The following is a 12,512-nucleotide window of genomic DNA, read 5'->3' as shown; positions in this document are numbered from 1 at the left end:
GGTGACATTATGCAAACTGCGATCATTTCTACCTCAACTGACAATTTGCCGAGTTCAGCCAAATCAGTTAACGCCAATAATCCGCCGCCAAGTACGTCCTTCGATCAAGTATTGAATAAAGAAATCTCGCAGCAAAATAACCAGAACACGCAAGCGACACAGACTTCACAAAATACGCAAAGTGCGCAAAGTACGCAAAGTACGCAAAGTACGCAAAGTACGCAAAGTACGACTAACAATCAAAACAATAAGCAAAGCCAAAACGTATCTAAACCAAATACGCCGGATCAGCCTACACCCACAGCGCAAACTAACAACGCGACTAATGACACAAAGTCAGTAAAAGACACGAGCAAAACCAAACAAACCACGCAAGATCAGGCCGATACCGCAGACAAAGCATCTACCTCAGATGCAAGCAATAACGCGCAATTGATCGCGCTGGTCGGCAACATCGGGCAACTTGCAACTGATCCTAAAAAGCTAGACGCCAGCTCAAAAGATGATACAAAATCTCTGACTGCTGCAAGCCCAGCTCTGAGCCTGGCCGACAAAGACGTTTCTACAACTGAAGCGGCAAAAGCCTTACTTGCCCAAACAAATGCAGCAAATATAACGACGACAGGTAAAGACACAGCAACTATAGATGCTGGCACGGCTCCTAGCAAAGTTATCGCCGCAGCAAGCGATGCGATTGGGAAAATCAATGCCAGCAAAGAACTCCAGCCAGACGACAAGGCGAGCGCATCAACGACCTCCAAAGATGCAAAACAAGCTGGAGGCTTAACAGCAGACACGACCAACGCACTGGCAGGCGACAAATCTCAAAAATCGGCGATGCCACAAGCAATTGAAGCGATAGAAGGCAGTGCGGGCGTCAAAACTGCCGCCCTGGATAAATTACAAGACGCAGCACAAGCTACAACACCAACGATACAAAGCTTTGCCCAGCAACTCGCAGTCAGCAGTAATCAAGCGGCAAATGCTCCGGGAGTGGAGCATCTGGCACCACGCGTCAGCACCCCTGCTTGGGATCAGGCCGTTGGTCAAAAAGTAGTTTGGATGGTGGCGGGCGGACAACAAACAGCTGAATTAACCTTGAATCCACCTGATCTTGGCCCTTTAAAAGTCGTGTTAAGTGTCAACAATGATCAAGCCAATGCAACATTCACATCAGCTAATCCCGATGTAAGAGATGCCTTAGAATCTGCGCTACCTAAACTACGCCAGATGATGAGTGATGCCGGCGTACAGTTATCCGGCTTTTCTGTTGGCACGCAATCCTCCCAGCAAGGCAACACACCTCAAGACGGGCGCTCTGGAAGCAGATCGTCCAGCGCGCAGACATCTTCTACTGACACGACCATCGCTGGCGTTACCTCAAGCACAGGCAAAGTCATCAGCAAAATCGGTATGGTTGATACCTTTGCCTAAATTTGTCCAAGCTCAATTTGCCTTACTTCGTCTACGATCAGCAGATTGTTTGCAAGTTCTGGGGTCTAAGGTCTAACACCGACCCTAAACATGTAAAATATAAATCAAGCTGCTGTTGATCTGTAGTGAAGTTGCAATTCAGCTGCAATGAGACTGATTAAAAGCGATCAAGTAAGACTTGATGCTATTCATCAATCCCTCAATCTGATTTATTTAAGTTAGGATTTGTGCAGAACTACCCGATATAGCTCAATTCTGGTTTAGTCTGAAATGACAATCCACTTTGTAAAAGCTTTACTTGAATCCGTTAGATATCCAGTTATCCGGCAGATGCTTAATCTGAAATGAAAGAGATGATCTGAAATACGCCTTCTTTTTCTCAGATAACATTGACTGATAATTGCAGATAATGACCCAACACATGCGAGATGTACCCGTGACACATCAAGCGAGAGGAAAAAATGTCTAAAGCACCAGCGAAACCCGCTGCGGCAGCCGCCGCAGATGCACCACCGGCCCCAAAGTCTAAGAAAAAACTGATCATTATGATCGTCGCAGGTGTTTTGGTATTGGGTGGCATTGGTGGCGGTGCTGCCATATTTTTAGCGAAAAAGAATGCCCCGTCTAAAGAAAAAGAACACAAAGCAGAACCTGCAAAAGCACCGGTATTTTTGGCATTAGAGCCATTCACGGTCAACCTCCAATCGGATGCTGGAGATAAATATTTACAGGTGAGTATGACGCTCAAAGTGCCGGACGAAGAACAAGTTAATTTAATCAAAACTAATATGCCACAGGTGCGTAGCAGACTATTAATGCTACTTTCCAGCAAAGACTCCAACGAGATACTGACTGGCGATGGCAAGAAAAAACTGGTTGAAGAAATTATCGAACAAGTTAATTTACCATTCGCCCCAAAAGGTGAGCCGCAAAAAGCAAGTGATGTGTACTTCACTTCGTTTGTCATTCAATAAATAGCATTTTAAAAGTACGCCAATAAACTATGTCTGATAATTTTCTCTCACAGGAAGAAGTTGATGCCCTACTTAAGGGTGTCACGGGAGATCAGGATGACTCTCAATCGCAGGAGGACACCTCAGGTGTCCGCCCATATAATCTTGCGACCCAAGAGCGTATCGTCCGCGGACGTATGCCAACGCTGGAGATTATCAACGAGCGTTTTGCACGCTTGTTGCGGATAGGTTTATTCAATTTTTTACGCCGTAGTGCCGAGGTATCTGTCGGTACCGTGCGGGTATCTAAATATAGTGAATTTATCCGTAATCTGGTTGTACCGACCAATCTCAACTTGACACACATGAAGCCCCTGCGCGGTACTTCTTTGATCGTGCTAGACCCAGGCTTAGTATTTTTATTGGTTGATAATTTATTCGGCGGCGATGGACGCTTTCATACCCGGGTTGAGGGGCGTGATTTTACTCAAACTGAGCAACGGATTATTCAGCGTATTTTAGAAATTATTTTTGAAACTTATGCCAAATCCTGGGAGCCGGTTTACCCAGTTGAATTTGAATATATTCGTTCAGAAATGAATACTCAGTTCGCCAATATTGCGACCCCAAATGAGGTCGTTGTCTCGACCACATTTACGATAGAACTTGGCCCCGTCAGTGGCGAAATGCATATGTGCATGCCCTACTCCATGATAGAACCGATCAGAGATATTCTGACCAGTAGCCTACAAGGTGAAACGCTGGAAGTCGATAAGCGTTGGGTGCGTCTGATGACGCAACAAATCCAAATTGCCGAAGTAGAAATCGTAGCCGATCTGGGCACGGCAAAGGTAACGTTGGGCGATATTTTGAATATGAAAGAGGGCGATGTGATCCCGATTTCGATACCGGATATTGTGTCAGCCAAGGTAGATGGTACACCGGTGATGGAATGCAAATACGGTGTATTTAATGGTCAATATGCTTTGCGTGTAGAAAAACTAATTAGCTCCAGCGTCAGCGAAGTAGCGCAGGGAGAAAAATAATGGACGGTACAAATGGATGATACTAATGACACACCAATCAGTGAAGATGATTGGGGCGCGGCAATTGCAGAACAAGAGAAGGCAGATGCAGCAGCCGCTGCGGCTGCTAGTGCACCGCCTGCCGCTGGCGGTGGTGCGGCTATTTTTAAAGAATTTAGTGGCAAGGGCACGCATACCGAAACCCATAATGATATCGACTTCATCTTGGATATTCCGGTACAGCTCACGGTGGAATTAGGACGGACCAAAATCGCCATTAAAAATCTTTTGCAACTGGCGCAAGGCTCAGTAGTGGAATTAGATGGTATGGCTGGCGAACCGATGGATGTACTGGTCAATGGCTGTCTGATTGCGCAAGGTGAGGTGGTGGTGGTGAATGATAAATTCGGTATTCGTCTGACAGATATCGTGACGCCGGCTGAACGTATACGCAAACTCAATAAATGATCTGCTCCACTTTTCACTTGCAACGATATCGATATTTTTACGGTTCGTTAAGCGGCACCTTTATTGGACTACTGTCTGCCAGCAATCAGGCGTGGGCGGCGGCAGAAACTAAAGCGATTTCGCCGACGACTGGTTTTTTGCAAATCTTATTGGGTTTGGCAGCAGTACTGGCATTAATGTTATTTGCCGCATGGCTCTTCAAACGAATCGGCCCGGCAGTGACGGGAAATAAGATACCGGTGAATATTATCGGTGGCGTCAATGTTGGTAATCGCGAACGCATTATGGTGGTGGAAGTAGCCGACCAGTGGATAGTTGTCGGTGTAACCGCACAGCAGATCACCACCTTATCCACCATGCCAAAACAAGAGCAGATCGTTGCAGAACAATTGGCAAAACAAATGAGTACCCAAGCAGCCAATCCATTTTCGGCATGGTTAGCGAAGACGATAGAAAAGCGCAACAACGGTGTTAGCGGCAGCAGTAACCATAAGGCGTCAGAATGATTTTTTTACCAGCTAAGTTACCAGCTAAGTTACAAGATCAATACGGTATGAAAATAGCTCGCTTATTCAATCGCACTGCTACATCAATGTCTAAGCCAACGACGATAATCATGGGTCTTACTCTGATGCTGATGTTGGGCATTGCACTCCTGCTTCCGGTACATGCCATGGCTGAAACTACCGGCGGTCTGCAAGCAATTACCACGACGCCGGCAGCAGGTGGCGGACAGAATTATTCTTTAAGTATTCAAACATTACTGTTCTTAACAGCGCTGTCTTTTATACCGGCAGTGTTGTTAATGATGACCAGCTTTACCCGCATCATTATCGTGTTGTCCTTGTTGCGTCAGGCGTTGGGCACACAGTCAGCGCCTCCGAATCAGGTGATGGTTGGCTTGGCACTGTTCTTGACTTTATTTGTGATGGGACCGGTGTTCGATAAAATTTATGCAGACGCTTATCAACCGTTTTCAGAAAATAAAATATCGATGTCGGAGGCCATGGACAAAGGTGTCGCGCCGTTGAAAAAATTCATGATGAAACAAACCAGGCAAAGTGATTTGGCCTTGTATGTAAAACTGTCAAACACACCAGAACTACAAGGCCCGGAAGACGTTTCTTTACGGATTTTGATCCCCGCATTTATCACTAGCGAATTAAAAACTGCCTTCCAAATTAGCTTTGCGATTTTTATTCCTTTCTTGATTATCGATATGGTGGTCGCTAGCGTATTGATGTCTATGGGGATGATGATGGTGTCGCCAGCTATCGTGTCATTACCATTTAAGCTCATGCTATTTGTATTAGTCGACGGCTGGCAGTTATTGATTGGTTCGCTGGCGCAGAGTTTTTATTAGCAGACCGCATTAAAAATAATTTAAAAACAAGAGGAAAAGTATGAGCCCAGATAGCGTCATGTCACTCGGCCGCCACGCAATGGAAGTCACTCTGATGGTGTCTGCGCCACTGTTATTAGTCGCACTTGGGATTGGTTTGATCGTCAGTATTTTTCAGGCGGCAACCCAGATCAATGAAACGACCTTGTCTTTCATCCCTAAGTTAGTCGGTATTTTTGTCACCCTGATTATTGCTGGACCTTGGATGCTGTCGGTTTTAACTGATTACATGCGTGAGATGTTTACCAGCATCGCTACTCTGGCGAGCTAAGTTTTAGTACATCAGCCAGTCCCTCAGCAGATCGTTCAGCACAACTACGAATTAGATAGTCCTATGGTTTCCTTTTCAGGAAATGACCTGATCGCATTAATCGCTTCTTTTATCTGGCCCTTAACCAGAATTTTAGGCATGATTGTGATCGCTCCTCCGTTTGGCAATAACAGCGTCCCTGTGCAAGTTAAGCTAGTGCTTGGCGTTATGATTGCATTAATCGTCGCTCCCATCATTCCCCCTCTTAAAAATGTAGACATGATCTCTCTCACGGGAATCATGATTTTGACGCAGCAATTTGTGATCGGCTCCGCAATGGGTTTTATGATGCGCGTCACGTTTGCCGGGATTGAGATGGCTGGTGAAGCGATAGGTCTGACTATGGGTTTGGGCTTTGCGACTTTCTTCAATCCACAGACGCAGGGCCGCTCATCGGCGATCAGTCAGTTTATGGTGCTGCTGGCGACCTTACTTTTTTTAACCTTAAATGTACATTTGTCGTTGATCGCTACCTTGGTCGATAGTTTTAAGACGATTCCAATTTCTACTTCGTTGACGATGGGATTTAGCTTTCAACGTTTAGCGTTGTGGGGTGGCGAAATTTTTAGTATTGGTATGCGTTTATCTTTGCCAATTGTTGCGGCCTTGCTGATCACTAATATTGCATTGGGGATTTTGACTCGTGCTGCGCCTCAACTTAACTTGTTTGGTATCGGCTTCCCGATTACGATCGGCGTAGGATTTTTAATGCTGAGTATGGTATTGCCGTATTGGATGATTCCGTTCGAGAATGCTTTCCAAAAAACGATTGAGGCTATACTGTCTTTGGGAATCCCGATAAATCCCTAATCTCATAATCTCCCCAAGCGCCTCTTTAGTGTAAATCTATATGATGCAGACCGATCTTCTACCCTCCTCCGCATCACAGTCGACATCCTTCAGCGCCTTATATTCAACGGAGGAAATCCGTGCCATCGAATCTGCATCGCTTGTGACCTCACCGGATGGCAGCCTGATGCGTGCGGCTGGTGTGGCAGCCGCAACACTGGCGAAAACCTTAATTGCAGATCATTCAGCGCCTTCTTCCAGCTTTGAACTAACAGCAAACCCGGCGTCAAGCTCGGTGCCAAGTTCAATTGACATATTGGTGTTAGCAGGTCCGGGCAATAACGGTGGTGACGCATTGCAAGTGGCGTATTTGTTAGCTGCATCAGGCGAGCGGGTATCCGTCATTATTACGCATGGAATCGAACACTATTCTCCAGAAGCAAAAGACAGTCTGGTGCAGGCGCAATCAAGCCAGGCACACTTTTTTGGCTTAGATTATTTAGCCCAAACATCGGGTAAGCGTTGGTCATTGGTAATCGATGGTTTGTTTGGAATTGGACTAAGACATCCGATCGAGGGTAAAACCTATAAGCTAATCGAGCAGCTCAATCAATATGCCACAATCGCCAGAATCCCAGTGCTGGCGCTCGACGTACCTAGTGGCCTAAATGCCGACACCGGGCAAGTCATTGGTAAAAATGGGATCGCAGTGCGGGCAACCCATACGATTACTTTTATCGCCAACAAACCTGGTTTGCATACCGCGGCTGGCAAAGATTATGCAGGTATCGTTAAAGTTGCTGATCTGGGTATTGATGCATCTCTATATCCGCCACCCCAAGCACGCTTGTGTCACCCGTCGGAGCTGATGGCGGCACTCAGTCCAAGGCAGCAAGATAGCCATAAAGGGAGTTTTGGCGATGTGTTTGTAATTGGTGGTGCGGATGGAATGGCAGGTGCGGCACTATTGTCTTCTCGTGCAGCGTTGCATTGTGGCGCGGGTCGGGTGTTTATCGGCAGTATGACAACACCTCCGCTGACGCATGACCCGATCAATCCTGAGTTAATGTGCCGCAACGCTGACGATGTGCATTTTAAAAACTGCGCTATCGTCATTGGGCCTGGCTTGGGTCTATCGGATAAAGCCCGGTTATTGTTGGAACAATGCCTGCAAGAAGCCAGCGCCATCGTGATTGATGCGGATGCATTGAATTTAATTGCCAATAACGGATCGCTGCAATTACTCGTCCATGCAAGATCGGGCAAAGCAGGCCTCACTGCTAAAACTGCACTAAGCGCTTCAAACAAAACAGATCAGACCGTACGCACCATCCTCACGCCACATCCTCTAGAAGCCGCTCGTCTGCTCGGTATTAGTGTAGAAGCGGTGCAGGCAGACCGCCTTCAAAGCGCGCGCAAGCTGATGAATAAGTTCAATGCCACGGTCATCTTAAAAGGTTCGGGAACCATCATCGCCACACCAGATGAACAGATTACCATCAACACCAGCGGCAATCCCGCATTAGCTACAGGCGGAACAGGCGACGTATTAGCAGGCATCTGCGGAGCATTGCTAGCGCAAGGACTGACGGCGCAAGCGGCGGCAGGGCTAGCAGTCTGGCTCCATGGCAAAGCAGCTGATCTGCTGGTAGAACAAGGTATAGGTCCGGTAGGACTAACCGCCAGCGAGCTCATCATGATGGTACGACGCTGCATTAACCGTCTTGGCTAAACTCAGGACATCAGTCGAAATGAGGTAAATTACCTGAGAAAATTAATATACTCAGATAGAGTATAACCAATAATCATAGGTATTGTCCATATTATCTCTGGACGATTAAAAATACTCCCCTATTTCATCAAAAATAAATTCTATGTTTTATTGCAAAAATACTATGAATTAAAGTTACCGTATCAAAGTCACCGCATCAAAATAAAAGCATCAAATTCCCAAATCTAAACGGCCTGCGGTGATTTTTATGGTGCGGGCGCAGCGCGCCGCAATCGACAAATCGTGCGTCACCAAGACTAAAGTTGATCCACGTTCCCGATTGAGCGCAAACATTAACTGGATTACTGCCTCGCCAGTCACGGCATCCAAACTCCCGGTCGGTTCATCGGCAAACAGTAACGGTGGCTCAGTCACAAAAGCACGTGCCAATGCTACCCGCTGCTGTTCACCACCAGATAAATATTTTGGATAATGCTGCAAACGGCTAGATAAACCCACCCGCCCTAGCATCTCAGTTGCCTTATTCCGTGCTTGAGAATCACCACGTAACTCCAGCGGCAGCATGACATTTTCCAGCGCGCTCAAATGCGCTAGTAACTGAAAGGATTGAAAAACAAAACCCAGTTTTTCTTTTCTAAACTGTGCCCTTCCATCTTCATCCAAGGCGAAAATATCAATCCCGTCCAAGATTACTTTACCTTCGCTCGGTGTATCCAGTCCAGCCAAGATACCAAGCAAAGTTGATTTACCTGAGCCAGAAGCGCCAACAATCGCAAGCGTCTCCCCCTCTTGCGCGGTAAAATCAATTTCTCGCAAAATATTCAGCGTACCGGTTGCATCGCTGACCTGCTTGGACAAATGTTTGACTTCAATAGAGAGTCGTAAATTAGTATTTTGATTCGCTGATGCATTCATTGTTAGGTCCACAGGCAATTCTTTAGGAAGATTCATGCTTTTTTTAAATAAAAAAAATGTGCTGGAATTATGCAGCAGATTGACTCATTCATTAGCTAGATTATTTAGCGAGATCGTCATGTTAAGGCGCAACGTGGTTGCCCGCTCGTCGATCAACTTATCGACCAACTTATCGACCAACTTATTGACCAACTTATTGACCAACTTATTGACCAACTTATTGACCGCTTTATCGATCAGCTTACTAGCGACAACAGTGATAGCAATTTCAGCACCCATAGTACATGCAGCGAATCATTCTGCATCAAAAACTGTGCTCGTGCTTGGTGATAGCTTATCTGCAGAATACGGCTTAACACGCGGTACCGGCTGGGTCGCATTATTAGAAAAACGTTTGCAAGAGAAAAAAATTCCGTCCACCGTCATCAACGCCAGTATCAGCGGCGAAACCACCAGCGGTGGTAAAGCTAGATTAGATAAACTGCTGATCCAATATCATCCCGACGTGGTGGTGATCGAACTTGGCGGTAACGATGCGTTGCGCGGTCTGGCATTGGGTGCATCAGAAACAAATTTTCGCGATATGGTGATCGCCAGCAAAAAAGCAAAAGCCAAAGTGGTACTGATTGGCATGCAAATTCCACCCAATTATGGTCGTGATTACACAGAACGATTTTTCTCTATCTATGCCAAAGTCGCCAAAGAACAGCAAACCGCCTTAGTCCCATTTCTATTAGAAGGCGTGGCCGATAAGCCGGAGCTATTCCAGGCTGATCGCATTCACATGGTCGCTGCAGCACATCCAGCGATACTCGACAATGTCTGGCCTCAATTGAGTCCCCTAATTGGTCAATCAGTTAGTTCATCTATCAAGCAATCAACAACACCAGTGACTACACCAGGTAAAAAATAATTTAATGAAATATCCAGAACTCATCAGCTTTAATGATGTGGTGCCCAGACTTAGTGAGTTTGACGCCATCATTGATGCACGCACTCCGTCTGAATTTGCCGAAGATCACATCCCAACTGCCATCAATTGTCCTGTTTTAAATGACGAAGAACGTATTCGCGTTGGTACCATGTATAAACAAGTCAGTGCATTTGAGGCTAAAAAAATCGGTGCAGTCCTTGTCGCAAAAAATATCGCCCACCATGTAGAGTCCAACTTTTTAAACATGCCAAAAGATTGGAAACCCTTGATCTACTGCTGGCGTGGCGGTAACCGTAGCGGATCAATGGCACATATATTTGCCAAGATAGGCTGGCCAGTCGTACAGCTTGACGGCGGCTATAAAAACTATCGTCAGCATGTCAACCAGGCGCTACCAGTATTAGCAGATACGATACGATGGCAAGTGATTTGTGGCACTACTGGCAGCGGCAAAAGCCGCTTATTACAGACCCTAAAAACCCAAGGTGCGCAAGTGCTGGACCTAGAACAGCTAGCTATGCATCGTGGCTCAGTTTTAGGACATTTACCGAGCCAGCCACAACCCTCACAAAAAATGTTTGAAAGCCAGATATGGCAAACACTACGATATTTTGATCCAGAGCAGCCGGTGTTTGTGGAATCAGAAAGTAAAAAAGTTGGCAACCTGCGCGTACCAGATCAAATCATACAAACTATGCGTGCTGCACCCTGTATTGCACTTAGTTTGGCAACTACAGACCGGGTACAGTTGTTGATGCAAGACTATGCTCACTTTGTAACGGATGCAGAAAATTTAAATCGCCAGCTGGATTGTCTGGTCAGCTTGCACGGCAAAGAAAAAATCCAGCATTGGAAACATTATGCAAGCAATGGCCAGATGGAAAATTTGGTCGAAGAGCTGCTGCAACAGCATTACGACCCAGCTTACTTACGGTCTATCGATAAAAATTTTTTACAATATCCGCAAGCAGATGCGATCTTGCAGACGGGCATAGAAACGCAAAATTTTGAGGCGACTGCGAGCCGTATTTTAGAGAAGGTAGTTTGATTTAAAACTGATGGCGAGCTGACAAAAATTTCTAAACGTAAAAAACGGTGGCATTGCACCACCGTCTTTTTGTCCTTGTGTCAGCGACATTATGAGGAATCGTAGAGACCTCGGATCCGCTATTAAATACGGAATGGTATTACACAAATTGTAGGTGTTACTTGTATTACTAAGGTAATTGCAATTTCAAAAAAACTACATGAAACCCGATAGAGCATTACTACTCATTCCACCTCATAATAACCGGAACGCTAAAAAGAACCGGAACTCACTCGATCCAACTTGGGTATGAAAAAGTTCTTGTCGTTCGCTGTTGTCGTTTATCGATATCGACCTCCTTCTTTGAACCAGTTACGCACCTAATATATAACAAGGTTTAGCGATGAAGAAGATAAAAATAACTATCGATTTCAAATCAAGATTAAAAAAATCAACCAAACAATATTGCTGAAATTGATCTGAGTTTTTAATCTGAATTTGTCGGTAATTACTAAGTGTGTATCAGCGCAAACCCGGCGCCTTCACTTTGGTCATTGCAGACATTGCGCCGCTTCCGATAGACGCACCAAACTTCTTCAGCACACGTTCTGGCAAACCTTCTTTTTGCGTGTAATCAACAATATCTTCTGCTTTTAAAACGTCGCGTGCAACGCTGTCAATTGTGCCAAAATCGTCGGCCAAACCCATCTCAACAGCACGGCTACCGATCCAAAATAAACCGGAGAAAGTTTCTGGCGTTTCTTTCAAACGAGATCCTCGACCTTGACGCACAGTTGCAATAAATTGCTGATGGATATCGTTTAACATCTCTTGCGAAAACGCTCTTTGTTTTGTGGTCTGAGGAGAAAACGGATCCATAAATCCCTTGTTCTCACCAGCAGTCATCAAGCGTCGCTCTACGCCCAATTTCTCCATCAATCCGGTAAAGCCAAAACCATCCATCAACACGCCGATAGAACCAACGACACTAGCCTTATTGACGAAAATTTTATCTGCCGCAACAGCAATATAGTAACCACCGGAGGCGCACATTTCATCCACCACCACATATAGTTTCTTCTGTGGGTACAGCTTACGTAATCGTTGAATTTCATCATTGATCATGCCGGCCTGTACTGGACTGCCACCAGGACTATTGATGCGCATAATAATGCCGACCGAACCTTCGTCAGAAAAAGCCCGGTCGAGCGCGGGGATAATCGCTTGTGCGCTGGCATTACCTTCTGAATCAATCTCACCATTAATCTCAACCAATGCTGTATGCCGGCCAGGATTGTCCATTTCTGAAGTACGATAATCACTAAAGAAATAGAAACCGCCGAGTATCAGTGCGACAAAAATCAATTTAAAAAAGATACCCCAACGGCGACGTAAGCGTTGCTCTTTTAATGATTCGCTCGCCAGCTTTTCTAACAAAGTCCGCTCCCAGCCAGATTGAGACAAGCTACTTGTCGCAGAACTTGGGGTGTTATTTTCGGGAGTCATAGAATTTTCTGTCATAC

13 protein-coding genes are annotated in these 12,512 nt (G+C 45.7%); 11 read left to right on the top strand and 2 right to left on the bottom strand.

Features of this window, described 5'->3' with window-relative positions:
* Positions 1 to 9: 9 nt before the first annotated feature.
* From AAKU64_RS10010 to AAKU64_RS09970, 9 genes are all read left to right on the top strand, one after another.
* On the top strand, positions 10 to 1,434 hold the full coding sequence (locus AAKU64_RS10010; protein WP_354362075.1) for a flagellar hook-length control protein FliK: 1,425 nt from the start codon (positions 10 to 12) through the stop codon (positions 1,432 to 1,434).
* 461 nt (positions 1,435 to 1,895) lie between these two features.
* Entirely contained in the window at positions 1,896 to 2,408 is a 513-nt protein-coding gene (gene fliL / locus AAKU64_RS10005; RefSeq protein ID WP_354333638.1) for a flagellar basal body-associated protein FliL, read from the top strand.
* A gap of 29 nt (positions 2,409 to 2,437) precedes the next feature.
* Positions 2,438 to 3,433: a flagellar motor switch protein FliM gene (gene fliM, locus AAKU64_RS10000; protein WP_322118207.1), complete on the top strand. Its 996-nt coding sequence runs from the start codon at positions 2,438 to 2,440 to the stop codon at positions 3,431 to 3,433.
* 12 nt (positions 3,434 to 3,445) lie between these two features.
* A complete protein-coding gene (fliN, locus tag AAKU64_RS09995) occupies positions 3,446 to 3,880 on the top strand; it encodes a flagellar motor switch protein FliN (protein ID WP_322118206.1) in 435 nt (144 codons plus the stop codon).
* A complete protein-coding gene (gene fliO / locus AAKU64_RS09990; RefSeq protein ID WP_354333635.1) occupies positions 3,877 to 4,386 on the top strand; it encodes a flagellar biosynthetic protein FliO in 510 nt (169 codons plus the stop codon). The genes fliN and fliO overlap by 4 nt, the downstream gene beginning before the upstream one ends.
* Positions 4,387 to 4,511: 125 nt before the next feature.
* On the top strand, positions 4,512 to 5,243 hold the full coding sequence (gene fliP / locus AAKU64_RS09985) for a flagellar type III secretion system pore protein FliP (protein WP_503012622.1): 732 nt from the start codon (positions 4,512 to 4,514) through the stop codon (positions 5,241 to 5,243).
* A 40-nt stretch (positions 5,244 to 5,283) separates the two neighbouring features.
* Positions 5,284 to 5,553: a flagellar biosynthesis protein FliQ gene (fliQ, locus tag AAKU64_RS09980; protein WP_322118204.1), complete on the top strand. Its 270-nt coding sequence runs from the start codon at positions 5,284 to 5,286 to the stop codon at positions 5,551 to 5,553.
* A gap of 63 nt (positions 5,554 to 5,616) precedes the next feature.
* On the top strand, positions 5,617 to 6,402 hold the full coding sequence (fliR, locus tag AAKU64_RS09975; protein ID WP_354333633.1) for a flagellar biosynthetic protein FliR: 786 nt from the start codon (positions 5,617 to 5,619) through the stop codon (positions 6,400 to 6,402).
* Positions 6,403 to 6,445: 43 nt separating this feature from the next.
* Positions 6,446 to 8,113, top strand: coding sequence for an NAD(P)H-hydrate dehydratase (locus AAKU64_RS09970; RefSeq protein WP_354333631.1), 1,668 nt, complete (start codon positions 6,446 to 6,448; stop codon positions 8,111 to 8,113).
* A 210-nt stretch (positions 8,114 to 8,323) separates the two neighbouring features.
* Here AAKU64_RS09970 and AAKU64_RS09965 read toward each other — a convergent pair whose 3' ends face one another.
* The gene (locus AAKU64_RS09965; protein ID WP_354333685.1) at positions 8,324 to 9,028 is read right to left on the bottom strand and encodes an ABC transporter ATP-binding protein; all 705 of its coding nucleotides are present in this window, start codon (positions 9,026 to 9,028) and stop codon (positions 8,324 to 8,326) included.
* Positions 9,029 to 9,062: 34 nt separating this feature from the next.
* Here AAKU64_RS09965 and AAKU64_RS09960 point away from each other — a divergent pair, with 34 nt between their 5' ends.
* Positions 9,063 to 9,941 carry an arylesterase gene (locus AAKU64_RS09960; RefSeq protein WP_503012701.1) on the top strand — a complete coding sequence of 293 codons (879 nt, stop codon included), beginning with the start codon at positions 9,063 to 9,065 and terminating at the stop codon, positions 9,939 to 9,941.
* Positions 9,942 to 9,945: 4 nt separating this feature from the next.
* On the top strand, positions 9,946 to 11,010 hold the full coding sequence (mnmH, locus tag AAKU64_RS09955; RefSeq protein ID WP_354333627.1) for a tRNA 2-selenouridine(34) synthase MnmH: 1,065 nt from the start codon (positions 9,946 to 9,948) through the stop codon (positions 11,008 to 11,010).
* 501 nt (positions 11,011 to 11,511) lie between these two features.
* Here mnmH and AAKU64_RS09950 read toward each other — a convergent pair.
* Positions 11,512 to 12,495, bottom strand: a complete 984-nt coding sequence (locus AAKU64_RS09950) for a S49 family peptidase (RefSeq protein WP_354333625.1) — start codon at positions 12,493 to 12,495, stop codon at positions 11,512 to 11,514.
* Positions 12,496 to 12,512: the final 17 nt, after the last annotated feature.

Origin of the sequence: Undibacterium sp. GrIS 1.8 (genome assembly GCF_040544445.1) — a bacterium.
GTDB lineage: Bacteria > Pseudomonadota > Gammaproteobacteria > Burkholderiales > Burkholderiaceae_D > Undibacterium.
Note: the sequence above shows the minus strand (reverse complement) of the source record. Positions and strands in the feature narration are given on the sequence as shown.